This window comes from Bradyrhizobium sp. Leo78, assembly GCF_059512425.1.
Genome location: NZ_JCAMOT010000006.1, coordinates 278,430 through 304,218, shown reverse-complemented (window position 1 = coordinate 304,218; position 25,789 = coordinate 278,430). Strand labels below are relative to the sequence as shown.

General features: G+C 64.0%; 21 protein-coding genes. 18 read left to right on the top strand and 3 right to left on the bottom strand.

What is annotated here, in order from left to right:
- The first annotated feature begins 265 nt into the window (after positions 1-265).
- Positions 266-2,050 carry a tetratricopeptide repeat protein gene (locus AC5ZG1_RS10870; RefSeq protein ID WP_496132835.1) on the top strand — a complete coding sequence of 595 codons (1,785 nt, stop codon included), beginning with the start codon at positions 266-268 and terminating at the stop codon, positions 2,048-2,050.
- A 29-nt stretch (positions 2,051-2,079) separates the two neighbouring features.
- On the top strand, positions 2,080-2,967 hold the full coding sequence (locus AC5ZG1_RS10865) for a 4-(cytidine 5'-diphospho)-2-C-methyl-D-erythritol kinase (protein WP_496132834.1): 888 nt from the start codon (positions 2,080-2,082) through the stop codon (positions 2,965-2,967).
- A gap of 195 nt (positions 2,968-3,162) precedes the next feature.
- On the opposite strand, the gene AC5ZG1_RS10860 is transcribed toward AC5ZG1_RS10865, so the two are convergent.
- Positions 3,163-4,173, bottom strand: a complete 1,011-nt coding sequence (locus tag AC5ZG1_RS10860; protein ID WP_456646640.1) for a polyprenyl synthetase family protein — start codon at positions 4,171-4,173, stop codon at positions 3,163-3,165.
- 169 nt (positions 4,174-4,342) lie between these two features.
- Between AC5ZG1_RS10860 and AC5ZG1_RS10855 the strand changes: the two genes are divergently transcribed.
- From AC5ZG1_RS10855 to AC5ZG1_RS10825, 7 genes are all read left to right on the top strand, one after another.
- The gene (locus AC5ZG1_RS10855) at positions 4,343-4,570 is read left to right on the top strand and encodes a putative signal transducing protein (protein WP_028166900.1); all 228 of its coding nucleotides are present in this window, start codon (positions 4,343-4,345) and stop codon (positions 4,568-4,570) included.
- Complete coding sequence (locus AC5ZG1_RS10850) at positions 4,563-5,339, top strand: tRNA1(Val) (adenine(37)-N6)-methyltransferase (RefSeq protein ID WP_496132833.1); 777 nt, start codon at positions 4,563-4,565, stop codon at positions 5,337-5,339. The genes AC5ZG1_RS10855 and AC5ZG1_RS10850 overlap by 8 nt, the downstream gene beginning before the upstream one ends.
- Positions 5,340-5,573: 234 nt before the next feature.
- A complete protein-coding gene (locus tag AC5ZG1_RS10845; RefSeq protein ID WP_496132832.1) occupies positions 5,574-6,485 on the top strand; it encodes a S49 family peptidase in 912 nt (303 codons plus the stop codon).
- 214 nt (positions 6,486-6,699) lie between these two features.
- Positions 6,700-6,891 (top strand): hypothetical protein, encoded by a 192-nt coding sequence (locus tag AC5ZG1_RS10840; RefSeq protein ID WP_028166903.1) that lies wholly within the window; start codon positions 6,700-6,702, stop codon positions 6,889-6,891.
- A gap of 218 nt (positions 6,892-7,109) precedes the next feature.
- A complete protein-coding gene (locus AC5ZG1_RS10835; RefSeq protein ID WP_130225596.1) occupies positions 7,110-8,045 on the top strand; it encodes a glycine--tRNA ligase subunit alpha in 936 nt (311 codons plus the stop codon).
- Complete coding sequence (gene glyS, locus AC5ZG1_RS10830) at positions 8,045-10,159, top strand: glycine--tRNA ligase subunit beta (protein WP_496132831.1); 2,115 nt, start codon at positions 8,045-8,047, stop codon at positions 10,157-10,159. Before AC5ZG1_RS10835 ends, glyS begins: the two co-directional genes overlap by 1 nt.
- Positions 10,160-10,391: 232 nt before the next feature.
- Positions 10,392-11,483 (top strand): hypothetical protein, encoded by a 1,092-nt coding sequence (locus AC5ZG1_RS10825; protein ID WP_496132830.1) that lies wholly within the window; start codon positions 10,392-10,394, stop codon positions 11,481-11,483.
- Between the two features lie 216 nt (positions 11,484-11,699).
- Here AC5ZG1_RS10825 and AC5ZG1_RS10820 read toward each other — a convergent pair whose 3' ends face one another.
- The gene (locus tag AC5ZG1_RS10820; protein WP_456645792.1) at positions 11,700-12,065 is read right to left on the bottom strand and encodes a DUF1236 domain-containing protein; all 366 of its coding nucleotides are present in this window, start codon (positions 12,063-12,065) and stop codon (positions 11,700-11,702) included.
- A gap of 351 nt (positions 12,066-12,416) precedes the next feature.
- Between AC5ZG1_RS10820 and AC5ZG1_RS10815 the strand changes: the two genes are divergently transcribed.
- The 3 genes from AC5ZG1_RS10815 (at position 12,417) to AC5ZG1_RS10805 (ending at position 18,508) form a co-directional block, all read left to right on the top strand.
- Positions 12,417-12,572: a DUF3096 domain-containing protein gene (locus AC5ZG1_RS10815; RefSeq protein WP_496132829.1), complete on the top strand. Its 156-nt coding sequence runs from the start codon at positions 12,417-12,419 to the stop codon at positions 12,570-12,572.
- 91 nt (positions 12,573-12,663) lie between these two features.
- On the top strand, positions 12,664-15,603 hold the full coding sequence (ppdK, locus tag AC5ZG1_RS10810; protein WP_496132828.1) for a pyruvate, phosphate dikinase: 2,940 nt from the start codon (positions 12,664-12,666) through the stop codon (positions 15,601-15,603).
- A gap of 343 nt (positions 15,604-15,946) precedes the next feature.
- Positions 15,947-18,508, top strand: a complete 2,562-nt coding sequence (locus AC5ZG1_RS10805) for an ATP-binding protein (RefSeq protein ID WP_496132827.1) — start codon at positions 15,947-15,949, stop codon at positions 18,506-18,508.
- A gap of 66 nt (positions 18,509-18,574) precedes the next feature.
- Here AC5ZG1_RS10805 and AC5ZG1_RS10800 read toward each other — a convergent pair whose 3' ends face one another.
- Entirely contained in the window at positions 18,575-19,021 is a 447-nt protein-coding gene (locus tag AC5ZG1_RS10800) for a winged helix-turn-helix transcriptional regulator (RefSeq protein WP_456645795.1), read from the bottom strand.
- A 118-nt stretch (positions 19,022-19,139) separates the two neighbouring features.
- Between AC5ZG1_RS10800 and AC5ZG1_RS10795 the strand changes: the two genes are divergently transcribed.
- The 6 genes from AC5ZG1_RS10795 to AC5ZG1_RS10770 all read left to right on the top strand — a co-directional run bounded on the left by AC5ZG1_RS10795 (position 19,140) and on the right by AC5ZG1_RS10770 (position 25,781).
- A complete protein-coding gene (locus AC5ZG1_RS10795) occupies positions 19,140-20,372 on the top strand; it encodes an MFS transporter (RefSeq protein ID WP_496132826.1) in 1,233 nt (410 codons plus the stop codon).
- Positions 20,373-20,649: 277 nt separating this feature from the next.
- Positions 20,650-22,047 carry a cell wall hydrolase gene (locus tag AC5ZG1_RS10790; protein WP_496132825.1) on the top strand — a complete coding sequence of 466 codons (1,398 nt, stop codon included), beginning with the start codon at positions 20,650-20,652 and terminating at the stop codon, positions 22,045-22,047.
- 266 nt (positions 22,048-22,313) lie between these two features.
- Positions 22,314-23,564: an MFS transporter gene (locus AC5ZG1_RS10785; protein WP_130225590.1), complete on the top strand. Its 1,251-nt coding sequence runs from the start codon at positions 22,314-22,316 to the stop codon at positions 23,562-23,564.
- Positions 23,565-23,721: 157 nt separating this feature from the next.
- Positions 23,722-24,708 (top strand): acrylyl-CoA reductase (NADPH), encoded by a 987-nt coding sequence (gene acuI, locus AC5ZG1_RS10780; RefSeq protein WP_456645798.1) that lies wholly within the window; start codon positions 23,722-23,724, stop codon positions 24,706-24,708.
- A 104-nt stretch (positions 24,709-24,812) separates the two neighbouring features.
- Entirely contained in the window at positions 24,813-25,391 is a 579-nt protein-coding gene (locus tag AC5ZG1_RS10775; RefSeq protein WP_496132824.1) for a hypothetical protein, read from the top strand.
- Positions 25,392-25,547: 156 nt separating this feature from the next.
- Entirely contained in the window at positions 25,548-25,781 is a 234-nt protein-coding gene (locus tag AC5ZG1_RS10770) for a DUF6894 family protein (protein ID WP_028166914.1), read from the top strand.
- Positions 25,782-25,789 lie beyond the last annotated feature (8 nt).

The window sequence follows — 25,789 nt, the reverse complement described above, 5'->3', positions numbered from 1 at the left end:
ATTGCGTGAGTGGATGCTCCGATAATCGGGCCGCGCCGGCCACGATACCGCCACACTGGAAGCGTTTTCCGGTGTTGTTGGCTAAATCGGCGGCTTCGAAGGCCAATCTGCCAATCGATTCGCCACCCGTGTCCTTGCGGTTGAAGGCCAAAAACGGCATTGTCGCTGGCCGGGATGCCGCCGCTTGGGTTTGCATTCGACACTGATCCTGAGAGATCGCCGCCGTTAATCCCGCCGTAAATCCCTTGGAGCAAGGCGAACCGTGATGCTTTCTACACGCTTTAACCGCTGGACGATTGCTGCTCTCAGCCTGGCCGTGCTCGCCGCACCTGGCGCGCTCTATGCGCAGACGCCGGATCATCCTGCCGACAACGCGGCGCAGTTTCCGACCAAGAACGACCTGAAATCGCTGACCACGGCCGGCAGCTATCTCGCCGCCCGCCACGCCAGCGTCGAGCGCGATGCGGCCTCCGCTGCGGCATTTTACCGCTCGGCACTCCGCACCGATCCGAAGAACAACGAACTGCTCGACCGCGCCTTCATCTCCTCGCTGGCCGAAGGCGACATCGACGAGGCCGTCAAGCTTGCCGACCGCATCCTCGCGCAGGACAAGTCGAACCGCGTCGCGCGGCTCGTCGTCGGCGTGCGCGACCTGAAGCTGAAGAAGTACGCGGCCGCGCAGGTCAACGTCAACCAGTCGATCCGCGGACCGATTACCGACCTGGTCGCGACGCTGCTGGCAGCCTGGGCGAGCTATGGCGCGGGCGATGCCAAGGTGGCGGTCGCCAACATCGACAAGCTCACCGGTCCGGAATGGTATCCGCTGTTCAAGGATCTCCACGCCGGCATGATCCTGGAGCTTTCCGGCAAGGAGAAGGACGCGGGCACCCGCTTCGAGCGCGCCTACAAGCTCGATGATTCCATGTTGCGGATCGTGGACGAATATGCGCGCTGGTCGTCGCGCAACAAGGATGCGGCTGCCGCTACGTCCCTCTATGAGGCCTTCGACAAGAAGTTGCCGCGCCATCCGCTGGTGCAGGAGGGCATCCGCGAGGCCAAGGCCGGCAAGAAGCTATCGCCGCTGGTCGATTCGGCGCAGTCCGGTGCGGCCGAAGCGCTCTACGGCATCGGCGCGACGCTGACGCGCCGCGGCGGCGAGGATCTGGCGCTGGTCTATCTGCAGCTTGCGCTGTACCTGCAGCCCAATCATCCGCTGGCGCTGCTTTCGCTCGCTGACCTCTATGAGAGCGTCAAGAAACCGCAGATGGCGATCAAGATCTATGAGCGGATGCCGGCCTCATCGCCGCTGAAGCGCAACGCGCAGATCCAGCTTGCGACCGATCTCGACGCCGCCGACCGCAGCGACGAGGCGATCAAAATCCTGAAGGAGCTCACCGCCGAATCGCCGAAGGACGTCGAGGCCATCATGGCGCTCGGCAATATCGAGCGTGGCCGCAAGAAGTTCGCCGATTGCGCCGGCACCTACACGCAGGCGATCGATGCCATGCCGACGGCTGGCGACAAGAACGCCTGGGTTACCTACTACTACCGCGGCATCTGCGAGGAGCGCTCCAAGCAGTGGACCAAGGCCGAAGCTGACATGCGCAAGGCGCTGGAGATGCAGCCCGAGCAGCCGCACGTGCTGAATTATCTCGGCTATTCCTGGATCGATCAGGGCATCAATCTCGACGAAGGCATGAAGATGATCAAGCGTGCCGTCGAGCAGCGCCCCGACGACGGCTACATCGTGGATTCGCTCGGCTGGGCCTATTACCGCATCGGCAATTACGATGAGGCAGTGAAGCAGCTCGAGCGCGCCATCGACCTCAAGCCGGAAGATCCGACCATCAACGACCATCTCGGCGATGCCTATTGGCGGGTCGGCCGCACGCTCGAAGCCAAGTTCCAGTGGGCGCATGCGCGCGACCTCAAGCCGGAGGCCGACGAACTGCCGAAGATCGAAGCCAAGATCGAGAACGGCCTGCCGGAGGACGCCTCTAACAACGCCGCCGCCGTCGAGAAGAAGAAAGAAGACGGCAAGGGCGGCTGATCCAAAGCTATTATGGGGGCGGTTTGTCGATGCTGGCGCTGATTGAGGACGCACGTGCCAAGGTCAACCTGACCCTGCGGGTGATCGGGCGGCGCGTCGACGGCTATCACGACCTGGAAAGCGTGGTGGCGTTCGCCGATTGTGCCGATCGCCTGACACTGACGCCGGGCGAAGAACTCACGCTCACGACGTCAGGGCCGATGGCGGAGGCCTGCGGCGAGACCGCTGATAATCTCGTGCTGAAGGCAGCGCGCCTGCTCGGCGAGCGCGTTCCCGGCCTGAAGGCCGGCAGCTTTGTGCTGGAGAAAGTGTTGCCGGTGGCCGCCGGGATCGGCGGCGGTTCGGCCGATGCCGCGGCGGCGCTGCGGCTGCTCGCGCGACTGAACGATCTCGCCCTCGATGACGAGCGTCTGCGCGACGTTGCGCTGAAAACCGGTGCCGACGTGCCGGTCTGCGTCGCCTCGCATGCCTGCGACATGACCGGGGTCGGCGAGACGCTGATGCCGCTCAACCTGCCGAAGCTGCCGTGCGTCATGGTCAATCCGCGGATCCCCGTGGCCACCAAGGACGTGTTCGCGGAGCTTGGCTTGCGCCCCGGCGACCTCCTGGTCGGCGCCACCGACGTGATGCTGCAGGCGCCGTCCTGGCCGGAGCAGGGCGGCTCGCTCGAAGAATGGGTCGAGGCCCTTGCCGGCAGCTCGAACGACCTGGAAGCGCCGGCGGTGCGCATCCAGCCGGTGATCGGCGAGGTGATCGCCGCGCTCAACGCCACCGATGGCGCCTGGCTCGCGCGGATGTCCGGCTCCGGCGCCACATGCTTTGCGATCTACGAGAACACCGCCGACGCCCAGCGCGCCGCCGAGAAGCTGCGCCGCCAGCACCCCATCTGGTGGGTGCATTCGGGCGTGCTGAGCTAGTCCGCCGTCATTGCGAGGAGCGAAGCGACGAAGCAATCCATAATCTCTCCATGCGGTGAGATGGATTGCTTCGCTTCGCTCGCAATGACGGCTGAGAGCGGTAGGGTCGGCAAAGCGAAGCGTGCCCACCATTCCTTGCGGAGTGCTTGATAGTGGGCACGCTGCGCTTTGCCCACCCTACACGACCGAACAAGTTCAATGCGAGCGCGCCAGGCAGAAGGCCACGACCTGCTCCAGGGCGGTCTTCATCGGGGAGGGCGGAAACAGCGCCAGCGCGTCGACGGCCATGGCGCCGTAGTGGTGGGCGCGGGTCAGCGTGTCCTCGAGCGCGCGGTGCTTGGTCATCAAGCCGATGGCGTGGTCGAGATCGCCGCCGCGGATTTCGCCTTGCTCCAGCGCCCGGACCCAGAACTCGCGTTCGCTGTCATTGCCGCGGCGGAAGGCCAGCACCACCGGCAGCGTGATCTTGCCCTCGCGAAAATCGTCGCCGACATTCTTGCCGAGTTTGGCGGACTTGCCGCCATAGTCGAGCACGTCGTCGACGAGCTGGAAGGCGATGCCGAGATTCATGCCGACCGAGCGGCAGGCGGTCTGCTCCGCCTTCGGCCGGTTGGCGATGACGGGGCCGACCTCGCAGGCGGCGGCGAACAATTCCGCGGTCTTGCCGCGGATCACGGCGAGATATTCATCCTCGGTGGTCGCGGTGTTCTTGGCGGCGGCAAGCTGCATCACCTCGCCCTCGGCGATGGTGGCAGCGGCGGAGGAGAGGATGTCGAGCGCGCGCAGCGAGCCGACCTCGACCATCATGCGGAAGGCCTGGCCGAGCAGGAAGTCGCCGACCAGGACGCTGGCCTCGTTGCCCCAGAGCATCCGTGCCGACAATTTGCCGCGCCGGAGCTCGCTTTCGTCGACCACGTCGTCATGCAGCAGGGTTGCGGTATGCATGAACTCGACGGCGGCGGCGAGCTTGATATGGCCGTCCCCGGAATAGCCGGAGAGCTGGGCCATCGCCAATGTCAGCATCGGCCGCAGGCGTTTTCCCCCGGAGGAGATCAGGTGGTTGGCGACCTCCGGGATCATGGTGACCTCGGAGCCGGTCCGCGTCAGGATGGTCGCATTGACGCGTTCCATGTCGGCGGCGACCAGGGTGACCAGCGGGTCTATCGAAGCGTTCGACGGGTTTTCAAAGGGGACAATAACCGCCACGCTGGTCTCCAAATTTGCCGAATTCACACTATCCTAGGGCGTGATCCGGCAACTCGATCACCGCGCCTGAAGGCTACAATAGAAACTGCGCGCTGGGGCGGCAATAGTACGAAGCTGTTGACATCTGTCGCATGGTCTGCGCTGGGCATGAAACATGGAGAACGAACACTTGCGGGAATTGGTCCGAACCAATGACATGGTGCTGGTGTCTGCGATCACAGCATTGCTCGACAGCGCCAATATCCATCATCTGGTGCTGGACCAGAACATGAGCGTCATCGAGGGATCGCTCGGCATCCTGCCGCGGCGGATCCTGGTCCATGAGGACGACAACCGCGCCGCGCGCGAGTTGTTGGCCGATGCGGGTTTCGCGCATGAATTGCGCGCCGATGAGTGAAGACGTCACCGAGCACGGTGACGACGTCAGCGAGGACGCCTTTCTCGGCGGACGATTGCTGCTGCGACAGCTCAAGTCGGGTCACCGCGCCGGGCATGACGCCATGCTGCTCGCCGCCGCGACGCGCGCGCGTCACGGCGATTGCGTGGTCGACCTCGGCGCGGGCGTCGGCGCCGCCGGCCTTGCGCTGGCCAAACGCGTTGCCGGCATCGGTCTGGTGCTGGTCGAGATCGACGCGCAGCTTGCGGCACTGGCGCGCGCGAACGCCGCCGCCAATGCGATTGCCGCTGAGGTGATCGTGCTCGACGTCGAATCGTCAGCGGAGGCCTTTGCCGCCGCCGGCCTGCCGCCCGATAGCGTCGATGTCGTGCTGATGAATCCGCCTTTCAATGATTCCAGGCGCCACCGCGCTTCGCCGGACCGGGCGCGCGAGGTCGCGCACATCGCGTCGGCGACAACCCTGCCGGGCTGGATCCATGCCGCGCGGCGCATCCTGAAATCCGGGGGAGAATTGACGCTGATCTGGCGCGCCGATGGCATTGCCGAGGTATTGGCCGCGCTCGATCGCGGATTCGGCAGCCTTGAAATCCTGCCCGTTCACGCCGATGTGACCGCGGCGGCGGGCCGCATCCTGCTTCGCGCGGTCAAAGGTGGCCGCGCGCCGACGCGCCTCCACGCCGCTCTCGTGCTCAATGACGAGTCGGGCGTGCCTAATAAAGAGGTACAGGAGAGCTTGATGGGGAAGGGGATATTGCCGCTCGCCGGATGAAGATGCCGGACCGCGGACGTGTCGTGTTACTGCTGCGGGAGCCTGTCCGATTGCCGTTCGGGTGCTGCGGTAAAGTGAACCGCCGCGAGCAGGGTACCGATCAGCAAAATCAGCAGATAGATTTTCATCTTGCTCTCCGCTGCGCGATTGCAGCTAGAACACCACGATGCAAGGGGCGTTCCATCACTGGATGACAGTGGTGCGATAAAAAACGGTTAATTCGAGGTAACGGGAATGAGTGAACAAAGAATTGATCGCCCCGGGCTGCCGGGCTTCCTCGAGAGGCTCGAGGGCTGGCTGCCGGCGCGGCTGCGGCGTGGCATGGCTGTGGTACCGGTGGTGCGACTGTCGGGCGTGATCGGCGCGGTGACGCCGCTGCGGCCTGGCATGACGCTCGCCGGCGTCGCGAAGACGCTCGAACGCGCGTTCGCGATCCGCAACGCCAAGGCGGTGGCGCTGGTGATCAATTCGCCCGGCGGCTCGCCGGTGCAGTCACGCCAGATCTATTTGCGGATCCGGCAGCTCGCTGCCGAGAAGAAGCTGCCGGTCCTGGTGTTCGTCGAGGATGTCGCGGCCTCCGGCGGCTACATGATCGCCTGTGCCGGCGACGAGATCTTCTGCGATCCGTCCTCCATCCTCGGTTCGATCGGGGTGGTCGGCGGCAGCTTCGGCTTCCAGGAACTGATCCGGAAGATCGGCGTCGAGCGGCGGCTCTATACCGCCGGCGAACACAAGGCGATGCTCGATCCGTTCCTGCCCGAGAAGCCCGAGGAGGTGGCGCGGCTGAAGTCGATCCAGCGCGAGATCCACGAGATTTTCATCGCGCTGGTCAAGCAGAGCCGCGGCGCGCGGCTGAAAGGCGCCGACGATGTGCTCTTCACCGGCGAATATTGGGCGGGCGAATCCTCTATCACCCTCGGCCTAGCGGACGGGATCGGAGACCTCCGCTCGACGCTCCGCGCCCGCTACGGCGAAAAGGTGCTGACGCCGGTGATCGCGCCCGCGAGCGGGCTGTTGTCGGGGCTCCTGGGCAGGCGGGCGCCGGGCGCGGGTTCGCTGGCGGCGCTGGACCCGCTCGGAGGACTGCCGGACGATTTGATCTCGGCGCTGGAAACGCGGGCGATCTGGGCAAAATTCGGGTTCTAGACCTTCGGTTCTGATTGGAATCAGAACCGAAGGTCCAGATTCTTTATTTTGACGCGTTTTCTTCACGCGAACCGGTGTCCACTTCGCTCGAAAACGCTTTGAAGCTGCTGCCGTTTGCCGCACCCGATACCAAAAGGTTGATTGCGGGCCGCCCCAGCTTAAGCGAAAATACCAGCTATTGGGGGCCTGAGAGGTGAACGACAAGGATCGACCGATGCCAGCCATGATCGCATTTGCGGGCGTTTTGGGAGGGCTCGCCGTGGTCCGCTGGGCCTATCGCACGGCCGTGCGGATCAACGAGGAACTGGAAGAGGCGCGTCGCGCCCACATGGCCGAGGCCGTCAGCCGCAACGAGATTCCGACCCTGCGCCGCGACCCCGTCACCGGCGCCTACCGGCCGGGCTGAGGACTCACATACTCGTCATGCCCGGGCTTGCTCCGGGCATCCACGCCTTCCTTCCTGCTGGTGCCAAGACGTGGATGGCCGGGACAAGCCCGGCCATGACGGAGCACGTGGGACGCGTCTTTCGCGCAGTCGGCAGGCGCGTTCGCCTTGATTCCCCGTCTTCGCGCCGATACGGTCCGCGCGCTTTCAAACCCCTCATCGCGAGACCGATGCCGACGATGGATTCCCTGCCTGCCCATATGCGCCCGGAACGTTCGTTCCAGGGACTGATCCTGACGCTGCAGCGCTACTGGGCGGATTACGGCTGCGTGATCCTGCAGCCCTACGACATGGAGGTCGGCGCCGGCACGTTCCATCCCGCCACGACGCTGCGCGCGCTCGGCCCCAAGCGCTGGAACGCGGCCTATGTGCAGCCCTCGCGCCGGCCGAAGGACGGCCGCTATGGCGAGAACCCCAACCGGCTCCAGCACTATTACCAGTTCCAGGTGATCCTGAAGCCGTCGCCGCCTGACATCCAGGAGCTTTATCTGAAATCGCTGGCTGCGATCGGCGTCGATTCGGCGTTGCACGACATCCGCTTTGTCGAGGACGATTGGGAGAGCCCGACGCTCGGGGCCTGGGGGCTGGGCTGGGAATGCTGGTGCGACGGCATGGAAGTGTCGCAGTTCACCTATTTCCAGCAGGTCGCTGGCGTCGAATGCGCGCCTGTCGCGGGTGAGCTCACCTACGGGCTCGAGCGGCTGGCGATGTATGTGCAGGGCGTCGACCGCGTCTACGACCTGAACTTCAACGGCCGCGAGGGCGCCGAGAAGGTGAGCTATGGCGACGTGTTCCTGCAGGCCGAGCAGGAATATTCGCGGCACAATTTCGAGATTGCCGATACCGCGATGCTGTTCGAGCAGTTCAGGATGGCCGAGGAAGCCTGCAAGAAATATCTCGCAGCCGGCTGGCGCGAGGGCGGCAACCAGCGCGAGCACCTGATGGCGCTGCCGGCCTATGACCAGTGCATCAAGGCAAGCCACGTGTTCAACCTGCTCGACGCGCGCGGCGTGATCTCGGTGACGGAGCGGCAGAGCTACATCCTGCGGGTGCGCGAACTGGCGAAGGCCTGCGGCGAAGCCTGGATCCACACCGAAGCCGGCAGGGCCGCCTGATGCCTGATCTTCTGCTCGAACTGTTTTCCGAGGAAATCCCCGCGCGCATGCAGGCGAAGGCGGCGGACGATCTGCGCCGCATGGTGACCGACAAGCTCGTCGCCGAGGGATTGGTCTACGAAGGCGCCCGCGCGTTCGCGACGCCGCGGCGGCTGGCGCTGACCGTGCACGGCATTCCGGCGCGGCAGCCGGACTTGAAGGAAGAGCGCCGCGGCCCCCGCGTCGGCGGGCCTGAGCCCGCGATCCAGGGATTCTTGAAGGCCACGGGTCTTGCCTCAATCGACGATGCAAAAATCCAGAGCGACAAGAAGGGCGATTTCTACATCGCGCTGATCGAGAAGCCGGGCCGGCCCGCGCTCGACGTGCTCGCCGAGATCCTGCCGGTCATCGTCAGAACCTTCCCTTGGCCGAAATCGATGCGCTGGGGCGCGCGTTCGGCGCGGCCCGGCGCGCTGACCTGGGTGCGTCCGCTGCACGCGATCACCGCCACCTTCGGTCCGGAGACCGAGGAGCCGGATGTGGTGAATTTCTCGGTCGATGGCATCGAGGCGGGGCAGACGACGTTTGGCCACCGCTTCATGGCCCCGGCTGCGATCTCCGTGCGCCATTTCCATGACTACGAAGCCAAGCTGCAGGCGGCCAAGGTCGTGCTCGATCCGCAGGCGCGCAAGGACGTGATCCTGGCGGATGCAAAGACGCTGGCGCAGGCACAGAACTTTGAATTGGTCGAGGACCAGGGGCTGCTGGATGAGGTCGCCGGCCTCGTCGAATGGCCGGTCGCGCTGATGGGCGCGTTCGACAAGGAATTCCTGTCGATCCCGGACGAGGTGATCCGCGCCACCATCCGCAACAACCAGAAATGCTTTGTGGTCAGCGATCCCAATACGGGCAAGCTGACCAACAAGTTCATCCTCACCGCCAACATCGAGGCCACCGACGGCGGCAAGGCCATCGTCGCCGGCAACGAACGGGTGATCCGCGCGCGGCTCTCGGATGCGAAGTTCTTCTACGAGACGGATCTGAGGACAAAGCTCGAGGACCGGCTGCCGAAGTTCGACCAGATCGTGTTCCACGAGAAGCTGGGCACGCAGGGCGAGCGCATCAAGCGGATCGAGCGGTTGGCCGCCGAGATCGCGCCGCTGGTCGGCGCCGATGTCGAGAAGACCAAGCGCGCCGCGCATCTCGCGAAGGCGGATTTGCTGACGGAAGTCGTCGGCGAATTCCCCGAGCTGCAGGGGCTGATGGGCAAGTACTACGCACTGGCGCAAGGCGAAGATGCGTCGGTCGCTGCAGCGAGCGAGGAGCATTACAAGCCGCAGGGGCCGGCAGATCGTGTGCCGACTGATCCCGTGAGCGTCGCGGTCGCGCTGGCGGACAAGATCGATACGCTGGTTGGCTTCTGGGCGATCGATGAGAAGCCGACGGGGAGCAAGGACCCGTATGCGCTAAGGCGCGCGGCGCTCGGGGTGATCAGGCTTATCCTCGAGAACAATATTCGTACCAGCCTCATCAAGACGATCACGACCTTTGTCAGCACGTTGCTTGAGAGTGATGCTGTAAAGGCCTCCGAGAGTCCGATTGCTATCGCGCCGTCGCTGTTGGTCTTCTTCGCCGATCGCCTGAAGGTCCAGCTTCGCGACCAGGGCGCGCGGCACGATCTCGTCGACGCCGTGTTCTCGCTCGGCGGACAGGATGATCTCCTGCTCGTGGTCCGTCGTGTCGAGGCGCTCGGCAAATTCCTCGACACTGATGACGGCAAGAACCTGCTCGCGGGCACCAAGCGCGCGGGCAACATCCTTGCGATCGAGGAGAAGCGGGACAAGCGCACGTTCGACGGCGCGCCCGATCCGTCGCTCTATCGGCAGGACGAGGAGAAGGCGCTGGCGCAGGCGATCGATCAGGTCAAGCGTGAGGCAAGTAGCGCGGTAGCTCGTGAGGACTTTGCCGGTGCGATGAGCGTGATGGCGACGCTGCGGCCGGCGGTCGATGCGTTCTTCGACAAGGTCAAGGTCAATGACGACGACCCGCAGGTGCGCGAGAACCGGCTGAAGCTGCTGAATGAGATCCGTGCCGCGACGCGCGCGGTGGCGGATTTCTCGAAGATCCAGGATTGATCCTGACGCTGTCATTCCGGGGCGCGCGAAGCGCGAGCCCGGAATCCATTTCGCCGCGTACTCTGCCGCCCGATGGATTCCGGGCTCGTCCTTCGGACGCCCCGGAATGACGGCGTGCGGGTACCAGAAATATCCCGCAACATTTACCCCTCATTAACCACGTCCTGCGAAGGTCGCACCGGGTGAACGGTTTCTTAAGAAATCGCCCGCGCGCAAATGCAGGAATTTCCCGATGACCTCCATCGGCACGGCGCTCAATCCTTACGCCCAATATGGTTCGGCCTATGCGCGGGCGGCGGCGACGCCGTCGCTGGCATCGACGCTGTCCAATGACAGCGCGACCAACGATCCGCTCGCGTCCAACAGCGCGACCAACCTGACCTTGTCGGAAGCGGCCCGCGCACAGCTCGCAAAAGGGGCGCCGCTCGACTTCACGATAGTTACGAACGACGCACGCGCGACGCTCGACCGGCTCTATGCGGCAGCCGGCGTGAAGGGACCGCTGGTCGACGGCAAGACCACGATCGATCTCTCGAGCCTGGATCGGCGCTCGCTGTTTGCGATCTCGACCAACAATGGCGGCAAGTTCAGCCCCGATGAGCAGGCGGTGGCGGCCGGCGCGTTGAAGCAGCGCTTCGATGCCGCGCTTGCGCCGTCGCTGGCGACCACGCGTCTGACCGGCGACTACAATGTCAGCTACAAGGCAGCGCTGGATTATCTCGATGGCGCGAGCCCCGAAGAGAAGGCGACGGCGACCTGGGCCGCCCAGCGCGCCGCGGTGTTCAAGGGCTATCAGGCGACGCAGACGGACCCGACGGTGGCCCCAACGGGAATTGCCGGCGATCCGATCGCGGCGGCGCTTGCCGGCACGGTCAAGCCCGCGACGGGCCAGAGCCGCAACTTCGGCGATATCGCCAGCGACGTGCGCGGGTTTCTCGATCGCCAGAAGAGCGAGGCAGCGAGCAACGGCAAGGAGCTGGTCTATGATCCCGGGCGCAAGACCGGGCAATTGGCCGATCTGTCCCCGCTCGACAACCGCTCGCTGTCGGCAATCACCCTGAATCAGGGCAATCGCTTTTCCGGCGAGGAGGTCTATGCGGCCAAGCAGGAATTGAATGCGCGGACCCGCGCCTCGATCCTCGACGCGCTGAAGCAGAGCCAATCGACCGGCGATCCGCGCCAGCTCAGCCTAGGCATCCTGAAAGCCTATTCCTCGATGAGCACCGAAGAGCGGCAGGCCGCGAATTGGACGCCCGAATTCCAGGATGCCGCGATCAAGAACTACAAGTCGACATCGACGCTGCTCTCGATGCTGCGATCGTAGTCGCTAGAATCAGAACCGAAGCTCTAGCTAGATTCTTGTTTTGACGCGTTTTCTTCACGCGAACCGGTGTCCACTTCGCTCGAAAACGCTCTAAGCACAAAGCAAAGCCCCGCCTGGAGGGGAGGGCCAGGCGGGGCTCTTGGGTCCGGTCGCTGTCGCGCACATCCGCTTGCACGGCGCCCGGACTACTCGCTCAGGGCGAAAGCTGGTTGATCGCTAGTCGATCACCTGAACGATACGGCGCGAGCGCGGCTCGACCAGTACGGTCTCGCCATTCACGACCGTGTAGCGGAACGGGGTTGAGCCGAAGCGCTGCGGTACGTCGTAGACTGTCACGCCGGTTTCCGGCAGCACGGTGCCGACTGCCACGCGATCGGAAATCGTATAGTCCGGCACGCGTTCGCGGACGACATATTCACGGAATGCCGGCCGCTGGTCGACCGTGATCCCGCCACCTTCTTCGACTACGACGGTGTTGCCGCCGACGACGCCGGTGGTGGTGGTCCTGCTCTGCGCCTGCGCCGCGACCGGTGCACTGATCGCGCACGCCATCGCTGCAACGGCAAGGAATCGGTTTCGCATGGCTCACTCCTTCGCGACGATTTTGCGTTAAGGCGGGTCTCCTTTCGAGACGCCGCGAGTGCTGGCTTTTTGCCGATGCACAATGTGAGGCCAATGCATCGCGAGCGTCGATGTTCCGCAAAAAACGCGGCCATATCCGCGGCAATTTTGAGCAATTTTCGTGGATAGCGGAACCGATTGAAGCGTCGAACGTCTCAAATAGCTGGCCGTGCTGGCGGGTGGGGCGGATCCTAGGTTTGACGCGTTTCCTTCATGCGAAACCGGTAACACTTCGCTCGAAAACGCGATGCCAGTACAATACCCGCCTCGATTCGATTTCCTTTCCGAACAAATCCGCTGGAGCTTCCTCAAATGGTCATCACCGCTGCGCATGTTCCTGCCATCGTGGCCCTGATCGCAGGCATTTTGATCCTGGTCATGCCGCGGCTGCTGAACGTCATCGTCGCGATCTACCTGATCTTCGTGGGCCTGGTCGGCATGGGGCTTTTACGCTGGCTGCATTTGTAGGATCGAAACGCCGTTCGCAGCTTGCGCCCGACACACCAAAGTGGTGTAAGGCGCCCATCTTCTTGCCCCTCACTCCGGATTGTTGAAAGCCATGGCCAAAGCCGTCGCCAAGTCCAAGAAAGCAGCAGAGAAAAGCGCAGCGAAATCAAAGCCATCCGCCCCGGCCCGCAAGGCCGCCCCGGCGGCGCGAAAGGCGCTGAAGAAGAGCGCGCCAAAGGTGGCGGCAAAAGCTCGCGCCAAGGCTCCTGTTGCCAAGGCTCCTGTTAAGGCTGCTGCTAAGGCCCCCGCCAAGCCGGTGGCAAAATCCGTGACGAAAGCGCCGGCGTCAAAGCCGGTCGCGGCGGCGATCAAGTCCAACAAATGGGTCTTCACCTTCGGCGACGGCAAGGCCGAGGGCAAAGCCGAGATGCGTAATCTGCTCGGCGGCAAGGGCGCCAACCTCGCCGAGATGGCCAATCTGGGCCTGCCGGTGCCGCCCGGCTTCACGATCCCGACCTCGGTCTGCACCTATTTCTACGAACACGAGAAGACCTATCCGAAGGAGCTGAAGACGCAGGTCGAGAAGGCGCTCGATTATGTCGGCAAGCTGACTGGCAAGATCTTCGGCGACGCCAAGAACCCGCTTTTGGTCTCGGTCCGTTCCGGCGCGCGGGCCTCGATGCCGGGCATGATGGACACCGTACTCAATCTCGGGTTGAACGACCAGACCGTGGAGGCGCTGGCCGATCTCTCGGGCGACCGCCGCTTTGCCTATGACAGCTACCGCCGCTTCATCACGATGTATTCGGACGTGGTGCTCGGCTTCGAGCACCATCACTTCGAAGACATCCTCGACACCTTCAAGGACAGCCAGGGCTATTCGCTGGACACCGACCTCACCGGCGACGACTGGGTCGAGCTGGTCGGCAAGTACAAGGAAGCGGTGGAGCGCGAGACCGGCCATCCGTTCCCGCAGGATCCGCACGACCAGCTATGGGGCGCGATCGGCGCGGTGTTCTCCTCGTGGATGAACGCGCGCGCGGTCACCTACCGCAAGCTGCACGACATTCCGGAGTCCTGGGGTACTGCCGTCAATGTGCAGGCGATGGTGTTTGGCAATATGGGCGAGACGTCGGCGACCGGCGTCGCCTTCACCCGCAATCCCTCGACCGGCGAGAGCAAGCTCTACGGCGAATTCCTGATCAACGCGCAGGGCGAGGACGTCGTGGCCGGCATCCGCACGCCGCAGGACATCACCGAGTACGCGCGTCAGGAGAGCGGCTCCGACAAGCCCTCGATGGAAACCGCGATGCCCGACGCTTTCAAGGAGCTGACGCGGATCTACACGCTGCTCGAAAAGCACTACCGCGACATGCAGGACATGGAGTTCACGGTCGAAGAGGGCAAGCTGTGGATGCTGCAGACCCGCGGCGGCAAGCGCACCGCGAAGGCGGCGCTGCGCATCGCCGTCGAGCTCGCCAATGAGGGGCTGATCTCGAAAGAAGATGCGGTGACGCGGATCGATCCGGCCTCGCTCGATCAATTGCTGCACCCGACCATCGATCCGGCGGCGACGCGCGATATCATCTGCACCGGCCTGCCGGCTTCGCCCGGTGCGGCGTCCGGCGAGATCGTGTTCTCCTCCGACGAAGCTGCCAAGCTGCAGGCTGACGGCCGTAAGGTCATTCTCGTCCGTGTCGAGACCAGCCCGGAAGACATCCACGGTATGCACGCCGCCGAGGGCATCCTGACCACCCGCGGCGGCATGACCTCGCATGCCGCGGTGGTGGCGCGCGGCATGGGCAAGCCCTGCGTCTCCGGCTGCGGCGCCATCCGCGTCGATTACGGCCGCGGCACGATGAGCGTGGGCTCGCGCACCTTCAAGGCGGGCGACGTCATTACCATCGATGGCGGCATCGGCCAGGTGCTGGCCGGGCGCATGCCGATGATCGAGCCGGAGCTGTCGGGCGAGTTCGGCACGCTGATGGGTTGGGCCGATGCCGTCCGCAAGCTCGGCGTTCGCGTCAACGGCGACACCCCTGATGATGCTCGCACCGCGGTGAAGTTCGGCGCCGAGGGCATCGGCCTCTGCCGCACCGAGCACATGTTCTTCGAGGAGACGCGCATCCGCACGGTGCGCGAGATGATCTTGTCGGAAGACGAGCAATCGCGCCGCGCCGCGCTGTCGAAGCTGTTGCCGATGCAGCGCGCCGACTTCGTCGAGCTGTTCGAGATCATGAAGGGCCTCCCCGTCACGATCCGCCTGCTCGATCCGCCGCTGCACGAGTTCCTGCCGCACACCCAGGCCGAGATCGAGGAAGTCGCGCGCGCGATGAACACCGATCCGCGCCGGCTCGCCGATCGCGCCCGCGAACTCGCCGAGTTCAACCCGATGCTCGGCTTCCGCGGCTGCCGTCTTGCGATCGCCTATCCTGAAATCGCCGAGATGCAGGCGCGCGCGATCTTCGAGGCCGCGGTCGAAGCCGGCAAGCGCACCGGCAAGGCCGTCGGGCTCGAGGTGATGGTGCCGCTGATCGCCACCAAGGCCGAGTTCGACCTGGTGAAGGCGCGGATCGACGCCACCGCGCATGCGGTGACGAAGGAGACCGGCGCCAAGCTGACCTACCAGGTCGGCACCATGATCGAGCTGCCGCGCGCCTGCCTGATGGCCGGCAAGGTCGCCGAGACCGCCGAGTTCTTCTCCTTCGGCACCAACGACCTGACCCAGACCACTTACGGCATCAGTCGCGATGACGCCGCGAGCTTCCTCGGCACCTACATCGCCAAGGGTATCCTCGAGATCGATCCCTTCATCTCGGTCGATCGCGACGGCGTCGGCGAGCTGGTCAGGATCGGCGTGGAGCGCGGCCGCAAGACGCGTCCCAACCTGAAGGTCGGCATCTGCGGCGAGCACGGCGGCGATCCCGCTTCCGTCGCGTTCTGCCACGAGGTCGGGCTCGACTATGTCTCGTGCTCGCCCTATCGCGTGCCGATCGCGCGTCTGGCCGCAGCGCAAGCGGCGCTCGGCAAGGCGATCGCGAGCCAGGCGTGACGCTTAGCGCCGCTGACAACTAAGAGCATCTCGTCATGCCCGGGCCTGTCCCGGGCATCCACGTTTTGGACGCGCAGAAGGACCTGGATGGCCGGGACAGGCCCGGCCATGACGACGGTCGCGGGAATGGAGCGCGGCAACGCGCGCTGCCAAGGGAAAACGCATTACAGGCGTAACCCAACTTTCCGCGTGCTGAAATCGAACCGTAACCCGCGCTCACAATCCTGTGCCAGTAGAGTGAGGTTGGTATGGGACGCTTCAGATTGTTTGTGCGTATTCAATTGAGATCAGCGCAGCGACGGCGCGATGGCGGGCGAGCGTCAGGATTGGGGCCTGATGGGAAGTGACCCTTCTATCCCGGCTGCTTGTGCTGGTGGCTGTCGCTCTGCTGCCGGCAATAGCGATCCAAGCGTATAATGAATTCGACCTGCGTCGCGCGCGCCAAATCGAGGTGCAGAACCAGGCGCTCAATCTGGCTGAACTTGCCGCCGCGGAGCAACGGCAGATCGTTCAGGGAATTCATCAGGTCCTGATCACGCTGTCGGAGCTTCCGTCGATCAGGGCGAAGGACAGCGAGTCCTGCAATGCCTATATGGGCGCTATCAAGCAGCGATTCCCGGCTTTTCTCACCCTTGTCGTCACCGATTTGAACGGCGTCACGTTCTGCACTCCCAACAATAATCGCAAGCCGGTCGATGTCTCGGGCAGGGCCTATTTCGCAAACTTGCGGAAAACCGGCGCATTCTCCGTCGGCGAGTTCTCGCTGGGCCTGTCATCCGGTCGAAAGGCCATCCAGTTTGCGTTGCCTTTCTACGAACAGGACGGGCAGATGGGGGGGGCCATCATCGCAACCCTCAGCCTGGATTGGCTTGCCGACTACATTGCGCGAAAGGGCGCTCCGGCGGGAGCTGCGCTCGGAATCATGGACCGCAATGGGAGGTATCTTGCCCGCTATCCCGACAACGCGCACTTTGTCGGGCGGACCCTGAGCGAAGGGCATGAACCGCACCTTGAGAAATCGGGGGCGGCCGACATCACTGAGCTGGACGGCGTGGAGCGGATCGTCGGTTATGCAGCCCTGCCGGATAGTTCCGGAGGCCTTCTCATCAGCTTCGGCCTGGACAAGGACCGGGCATTCACCGCAATCCAGCACGGCACGCAGCGCGGCGTCTTCCTGATCATCCTGAGTACGGCGCTGGTGCTGATCCTGACATCCTTGGGCGCCCGTCGGTTCATCCGTCGCCCGCTTGGGCAATTGGTCGACGCTGCCAACCGATGGCGGCTCGGCGATTTTACCCGGCGGGTCGATATCCATGGCACTTCCGAAATCGCGCGGGTCGCCGATGCATTCAACACCATGGCCGATGCGCTGGAACACCGCGAGCAGGAATTGTCCGACGCGAGGAAGAAAGCGGAGGAAGCCGCGGCCCGGATCACGATGATCTTCGAGAGCACCACCGACAGCGTGCTGATCATCGATCAGGACTGGCGCCTCACCTATCTCAACGGACCCGCCTGGACAGACCTTGCGGAAGGGCAGGATGTCAGGGGCCTGACGTTGTCGGAAGCATTTCCGGACGCCGACGACCTCGATATCACCAACCAGATCCTGGAGGTGACGTCGACGCAGCGACCGGCATTCCTCGAAGTGTTCTGCACGCGTCGACAAGTCTGGTACGCGGTCAATGCGTTTCCCTCCAGCCAGGGTCTTGCGATCTTTCTCCGCGACATCACCGATCACAAGCATGCGGTGGAGGCGCGCCGGCTGATCGAGGAGCAATTCCACCAGAGCCAGAAGATGGAGTCGGTCGGTCAGCTCACCGGCGGTATCGCGCACGACTTCAACAATCTGCTCACGGTGGTCGCGAACAGCCTCGACCTCATCGAGGATGCCGCCGACATCGGCAAGGTCCGGCAGTATGCCGCGGCGGCGCGTCGCGCCACCCAGCGAGGCGAGAAGTTGACGTCGCAGCTTCTCGCCTTCTCGCGGCGGCAGATACTGAATCCAAAACTGGTCAACGCGAACCAACTCATTGCCGAATTCCAGGGGCTGATCCAGCAAGCGGTCGGGGGAGGCTGCGAGGTCAGGCTGCGGACCGACGAGCAATTGTGGCTGTGCCATGTCGATCCTTCATCGCTGGAAACCGCTCTCCTCAATCTTGCACTGAATGGGCGCGACGCGATGCCGGACGGCGGCGTGCTCGAGATCGAGACGCGGAATGTCGAACTGGAGCAGGGGGCCGTGGACGAGTGTCGGGCCGGACAGTATGTCAGGCTGGCGGTCACGGATTCCGGCTGCGGGATGCCGCCCGAAGTGCGCGAAAGGATCTTCGAGCCTTTCTTCACGACCAAGGAAGTCGGCAAGGGGACCGGGCTCGGCCTCAGCATGGTCTACGGCTTCGTTCGACAGTCCGGCGGGCACGTCACTGTCGAAAGCACGCCGGGAGCAGGGACTACGGTCGCGCTGTACCTGCCTAAGGCCGAGAAGGCGCCGGAGGCGCCGGTGCAGGAACGGAAGCCGCGAGCCATACCGGGAGGTTCGGAGCGGATCCTCGTCGTCGACGACAATGAGGATCTGCTCGAGGTCACCGCGGCGATGTTGAACTCGTTCGGCTACGAAGTTGTCTGCGCCCGCAACGGGCTTGAGGCCCTGAAGACGTTGAGGAGCGACGGGCACTTCGCGCTCCTGTTCAGCGACATCGTGATGCCGAGCGGCATGAATGGCATCGAGCTGGCGCGCGAAGCGAAGCGGCTGTGCAAGGACATCAAGATCCTGCTCACCTCCGGTTATGCCGGCGATGCATTGGAACGGCATCACGCCGTGGACGAGTTTCCAATCATCGAGAAACCCTTCCATGTCGCCGACCTGGCGCGGCGCCTGCAGACGCTGCTGCATGAAGACTAGTGGCGCCATGTGATTTCGTTAGATTGCTGTACGCAGCATCTATCGCGGAGCCATTTCGACTAAGCTTCATTGCGCCTTCCTAACCTGCGTCTCATCCCAGGCGAGCGCGCGTCCGTCCGACGCCCGCAGTTTAAGACGGGCGACCGGTTCGCCCTTTACCTGATCAACCAACACCGAATGCCGTTCGCCGGCACGGTAGAGATGGTCCTCGCCCCATTGGCGGAGCGCGACGATCGCGAGGAAAAGTCCGCGTCCCCTCTCGGTCAGGATGTATTCCTTGTAGGCGCTCCCGTCGGAGGCCGGCGCGGTCTCGAGCACGCCCCTCTCAGTGAGATCGCGCAGACGCGTCGCCAGCATCCCCTTGGCGATACCGAGTCCCGTCTGAAACTCGCTGAAACGCCGCACGCCCTCGAACGCATCCCGGATAATCAGCAGCGACCACCAGTCGCCGATCACATCGAGCGACCGCGCCACCGGGCAATCGGCTCCCGACAGGCTGACACGTTTTACCATGGCCACCGCTCTCCCTTGCGCCCGCACGCATCCGAATCTGGTTCTAAAATAGAACTAGATTTGTGTATCGCAAGTAGTCTTAAGATAAGACCAATTATCTGCCAAGAGGAGCCGAGACATGGGGCGCAATGAAACTTCGGACCAACCACATGACGGGCTGTCGAGAACCACGACGCTGCTCTTCGCCATCGCGGCAGGTCTCAGCGTCGCGAACATCTACTATGCCCAGCCGCTGCTTGATGCGTTGGCAGATGATTTCGGGATTCCGCCGGCAGCGATCGGCCTCGTCGTGACGCTCACGCAGATCGGCTACGCGATGGGGTTGATCTTCATCGTGCCGCTTGGCGATCTCCTCGATCGTCGCCGTCTGGTTGTGGTCCAGGGCATCCTATCGGCGGCCGCTCTTGTGGCTGTCGCGACAGCAAGGACCGAAGGTGTGTTATTCGCCGGCATGGCGGTGGTCGGCCTCGTGGCGGTCGTGGTCCAAGTGCTCGTCGCTTTTGCCGCCACGCTGGCCTTGCCTTCCAAACGTGGCAAGGCGGTCGGAATGGTGACCAGCGGCGTCGTGATCGGCATCCTGGCTGCGCGCTTCGTTGCCGGAATCCTCGCCGATCTGGGCGGCTGGCGCACGGTCTATCTGACCTCGGCGGCGCTGACATTGGCTATGGCCGTCATCCTTTTCCGCATCCTGCCGAAACATCTTCCGCCGCAAAGTTCCGACAGCTATTTCGTCACGCTGCGTTCCATTCCGATGCTTTTCCTGCGCGAGCCAATCCTGCTCGTTCGCGGCATCCTCGCACTCTTCATATTCGCGGCGTTCAGTACGTTCTGGACGGCGCTGGTGCTGCCGCTCAGTGCTCCTCCGTTCTCGCTCTCCCATGCCCAGATCGGTCTTTTCGGTCTCGTCGGCGTGGCTGGCGCCGCCGCAGCTGGCAGTGCGGGCAAGCTGGCCGATCGCGGTCTCGGTCAATGGACAACAGGCCTGTCGCTGATGCTGCTGATTGCATCATGGGGACTGATCGCACTGTTGCCGGTTTCGATTCTCGCGCTCGTCGTCGGCGTGCTGCTGCTCGACCTTGCCGTTCAGGCGATCCACGTGACCAATCAAAGCATCATCTTCTCCCTTCACCCGGAGGCGCCCAGCCGCCTGGTCGGCGGCTATATGGTGTTCTATTCGATCGGCAGCGCTATCGGTGCCATCGCCGCGACGACCGCCAACGCCCATGCGGGATGGATCGGCGTCTCGATATTGGGAGCGGCTTTCAGCGCGGCCGCGTTATTGGTCTGGGTCTCAACGCGTCGCATAGGCTCGTCGCTGCACGTGCGAATGTCGCCGGTCGCCTCAACGTAGTCGGTTGAAGAAGCGGTGAGGGCAATCGGGAAGGTGCGCATCTTCACGCGCGAAGACTTTATTCACTTTCTTCGTTGACCTCACGTTTACCATTTTCGTCCGCAAGGCATTTACCAATGCATGCGATGCGGCGCGCAAAATCTCTGCGATCTCTTGTGTGTAGCGGACAAGCCACGTCGATTAACTCGGCGGCAACCTAAATTCGATACCAACAAATTTGGTCGAATTGCACGGAAGCACTGCGTTCGGTCGTTGTAAGCGTTGCGTGAGCGTATCGATGTTAGTGTTGCGTAACCATCCGAAGGGCGCACGGTTCGCGCTCTTCGGACTCGGTCTTAGCATCTTCGCATTGATGCCGGCCGAGATCGGATATCAGGACATCGCGTCACTGCTTGCCCGCCAGCCCGGGGTCGCCGAGCGCTGGCAGACGCGCACGTTCTCCGCCATGGGCACGATCCAGGTCGCCGCCTACAGTTTCGGCCGACCGATCGGAACGTCCTCGCCGCAAGTCGCGACCTATCGGCTGGCGCGGCTCGACAGCCAGGGCGGCGATCTCACCGGTTCCATCACCCGCAATCCGATCGTCGCGCAGCCGCCGCGCTATGTCGCCTCCGATTTCCCCAAGGTCGATCGCACGCTGAAGGGCGATCGCCTCGCCGTCGCGCCGCCGGCTGAAGCTGCGCCCAGCGAGTCCGTGCCGGCAAGCGAAGATCCATCGACCTCGAACTCCTCCGTCCGGGGCATGAAGACCGCTGCGCGCGCGCCCGCCGAGCTCGATCCGGAATTGCAGGACGCGCTGAACGCGCCGCCATTGCCGCAATATGCGCCGTCGCAGCAGTCGGCACCGACGGCCGCTCCCGAGACGGCGCCTCCGGCGCGCGATGCGTTCTCGCTCCAGACTTCGAGCCTGTTCTTCGGCTCGTCGCTCGGAGCACCCGAGACAATGGAGCGCTGGCAGCCGGGTGAGGAGCCGACGATCGTCGTGCCCGATGCCGCGCTGGATCCGGACATGAAGGCGATGGCCTCGCTTCCGGTCGATGCCGACGGCCCGGTGCGCGCCGGCGACATGGGCGAGAGCATCGCGCCGAAGGGCGAGGTCAATGCCGATGACCAGCACGCCAAGACGCCGGCCGAGCGGCTCGGCCTGTTCGACGAGAAATCGCGCGCCAAATCCGAAAAGTGTCTCGCCGAAGCCGTCTATTTCGAAGCGAGAGGCGAGGCGGTGCGTGGCCAGATCGCGGTGGCGCAGGTGGTGTTGAACCGCGCCTTCTCCGGCAAATATCCGACCACCGTCTGCGGGGTGGTCTACCAGAACAAGTATCGCCACCTCGCCTGCCAGTTCACCTTCGCCTGCGACAACGTCCGCGACGTGATCCGCGAGCCTGACATGTGGGATCGCGCGAAAAAGATCGCCAAGGCGATGCTCGATGGCCGGCTCTGGCTGCCCGAGGTCGACAAGTCGACGCACTATCACGCCTATTGGGTGCGCCCGTCCTGGGTCAGCGAGATGAAGAAGACGTACAAGTTCGGCGTCCACACCTTCTATCGCCCGCGCGCCTGGGGCGATGGCAGCGACGCGCCGAGCTGGGGAAACCCGGCCGAGACCGCGGAGATCTCGGCAGAACTCGCCGAGGCCGCGCGAAGCTCCGCCGAGCAGGCCAGCGCGAAGCGCTAGCTTCCCGAGCGATAGGTCCTGCGCCGAGACGACGAAGTCGTCATTGCGAGCGGAGCGAAGCAATCCATGCCTCCCGCGCGGCACTATGGATTGCTTCGCTTCGCTCGCAATGACGGGGGAGAGAGTTCGCATCATTTTGCAGGGCTGCCCTGCGTTGAATTTTTTTTCTCCGGCCCCCTTGGGCTTTTCATGCAGATGCATTAACTCCCCGTAACCTTTCGTCCGGCGGGTCGGGCCGCCAGTAACGCAGCATGCAGGGGGAATTGATGGCTGTGACCACCGGCGACCTTCGGCCTTCCTCCGGCGCCGATAGTTGGCGCACGCCGCTGATCATCATCATCTGCGGCTGCGCCATCGCGCTGCTCAGCTTTGGGCCGCGCTCGGCGCTCGGGTTTTTCGTGCAGCCGATGAGCCGTGAATTCTCCTGGGGCCGCGACGTCTTCGGCCTCGCGCTGGCGCTGCAGAACCTGCTGTGGGGACTGGGCCAGCCGATCGCGGGCGCGATCGCGGATCGCTTCGGCATCATGCGCGTGATGATCGTGGGCGCGCTGCTCTATGCCGCCGGCCTCTACATGATGCGTTATTCGACAACGTCGCTGTCGCTCGACATCGGCGCCGGCGTCCTGATCGGCTTCGGCCTGTCCGGCTCCTCGTTCAACCTGGTGCTGTCGGCGTTCAGCAAATTGCTGCCGCCGGAAAAGCGCGGCCTCGCGCTCGGCGCCGGCACCGCGGCGGGCTCGTTCGGTCAGTTCCTGTTCGCGCCCTTCGGCGTGGCGATGATCGACAATTTCGGCTGGCAGACTGCGCTGACTGTGTTCGCCGCGCTGATGCTTTTGATCCTGCCGCTGTCGCTTGCGATCGCAACGCCGCCAGCGGAGACGACCAACGCGCCGGCCGCCGACCAGCAGTCGTTCAAGACGGCGCTGGCGGAAGCATTCGGCCATCGCTCCTATGTGCTGCTGGTGCTCGGCTTCTTCACCTGCGGTTTCCAACTCGCCTTCATCACCGTGCACCTGCCGGCCTATCTCGTCGACCGCGGCATTCCGACCTCGACCGGCGGCTGGGTGATCGCGGCGATCGGCCTGTTCAACATCATGGGCTCGCTCGGCGTCGGCTGGCTGCAGAACTTTTTTCCCAAGCGCTACATCCTCTCAGTGATCTACTTCACCCGGGCGCTGGCGACGATTGCCTTCATCTCGTTCCCGATCACGACCTTTTCCGCGGTCGCCTTCGGCGCGGTCTCTGGCCTGACTTGGCTGTCGACGGTGCCGCCGACCTCGGCGCTGGTAGCGCTGATGTTCGGCACGCGCTGGTTCGCCACGCTCTATGGCTTCGCCTTCGTCAGCCATCAGGTCGGCGGGTTCCTGGGCGTCTGGCTCGGCGGTATCGTGTTCGAGCAGTATGGTTCCTACACGCCGATCTGGTGGCTCTCGATCCTGTTCGGTGTGCTGTCGGCGCTGATCAACCTGCCGATCGTGGAGGCCCCAGTATCGCGCCCGGTTGCGCAGCCGGCCTGATGCGATAAACAGAATCCCGCAAAAATTCGTCGTCGTGCCCGGGCTTGTCCCGGGCATCCACGTCTTTAAGGTCGAGCGAGAGCCAAGCGCGTGGATGGCCGGGTCAAGCCCGGCCATGACGGGAGACATGATCAACGCAAGTACGGGAGGGTCCATCATGGCGACGTTCAAGGCGATCAGGATCGACAAGGCGGACAAGGGAACGACCGCCGCGCTCACGCAATTCGACGACGCGGAATTGATGGATGGCGACGTCACCGTCCGCGTCGAATGGTCGACGCTGAACTACAAGGACGGCCTGGCGCTGACCGGCAAGGCGCCGGTGGTGCGGCGCTTCCCGATGATCGCCGGCATCGATCTCGCCGGCACTGTCGAGCAGTCCTCGCATCCCGACTGGAAGGCCGGCGACAAGGTCGTCTGCAACGGCTGGGGCATGGGCGAGACCCATCTCGGCGCCTATGCCGAAAAGGCGCGCGTCAAGGGCGACTGGCTGGTGCGGCTGCCTGACGGGATCTCGGCGCGCGACGCCATGGCGATCGGCACCGCGGGCTATACCGCAATGCTCTCGGTTCTGGCGCTGGAGGACCACGGGGTGACACCCAAGAGCGGCCCGATCGTGGTGACGGGGGCCGCCGGCGGGGTCGGCTCGGTCGCGACAGCCGTGCTGTCCAAGCTCGGCTATCACGTGATCGCCTCCACCGGGCGGCAAGCGGAGGCGGCCTACCTCAAGGGCCTCGGCGCCGCCGAGGTGATCGACCGCAGCGAATTGACCGTCCCGGTCAAGCCGCTGGCGAAAGAGCGCTGGGCCGGCGGCGTCGACAGCGTCGGTTCAACTACGCTCGCCAACATGCTCTCGATGACCAAGTACGGCGGCGCTGTCGCCGCGTGCGGGCTTGCGGCAGGCATGGACCTGCCTTCCTCGGTCGCTCCGTTCATTTTGCGGGGAGTGTGCCTTATCGGCATCGATTCGGTGATGTGCCCAATCGAACGGCGCAAGCGCGCCTGGAGCCGCCTCGCCAGCGATTTGGACAAAGCAAAACTCGCTGATATAACTCATGAAATCGGCCTGGACGAAGCGATCTCCTTTGGCCCGAAAATCCTCGCGGGCGAGGTCCGCGGCCGGATCGTGGTAAAAATAGTCTGACGGCGTTCAGAATTTACCAACCAAGCTGCTCCAATGTTGCCTTGGTTGGTATGGTAAGCAGCGGGTAAAGGCGGTGTGCCCGCGCTGGGTAAGTGGAGTGGCTCATGCTTGCGCGTCTGGTATTGGGGACGGTCGTGGCCGGCGCGATGGCCGCGCCTGCGTTGGCGGGATCGATGAGCGCCGAAGAGGCCAGGCGATTTGTCGCCGGCAAGGTATTCGCCTTCACCTGCTTTGACGGCACCCGCGGCGCGGGGCGTATCCTCGACGACATGGGCGCCGCCGGCTCGATCCAGTTCTCCGGCTCCGGCCCGATTCGCCATGTCAGGTTGCCGGGCAACACGCTGCAGGTTCGCGGTCAGGCCGTCTGTGCCTCGCTGAAAGGCCTTCCGTTCGAGCCCTGCTTCAACCTCGACAAGCGCGACGATCGCTCGTTCCGCGGCTCGGTGTCGGGCATGGGCTTTGCCTATTGCGACTTCCATCACCAGGGCGGCAAGCAGATGCTGCTGGCGCGCGCGGTGGCGCGCCCGCGCTCGCTGCGTGCGACCCGCTCGGCCGACGCCTCCCGCGCCGAAGCGTCCGCGCGCGTCGAGACGCCGCCTGTCGAGCGCACCAGGCTCGAGCCGGTGAAGCCAGAATCGGCGCAACCGGAAGGCGCGGCGGAATTGCGCCGTTCGACCGATTAGCTGGAATCACCGTCCCGCCGACTTGGTTTGATCGAGGCGACAACGTGGCGGCGAAGACCCGTAATGATACGGGCTCGCGAATTCATGGCTTGGTAGCGTCTAATCTCCTAATCTCCACCAGGACGGCCGGGGGTGGGCGCAACAACCGAGTTCCACATGCCGCAATATTTCTTCAGGATCAGCCATGGTCGCTTCGCGGGCGCGTCCGATCAGGGGTCGGAATTCGAAAGCCGTGAGGCCGCATGGGCCGAGATGACCAAGGTCAGCGGCAATCTTCTCGGCAGCATCGCACGCAGCCTCAAGCAGGACGCCGAGTGGCAGATGGAGCTGATCGACGAGAGCAAGAAGCCCGTGTTCAGAATCCGCCTGATCGCGGAGTCGATTGGTTAGAACTGACT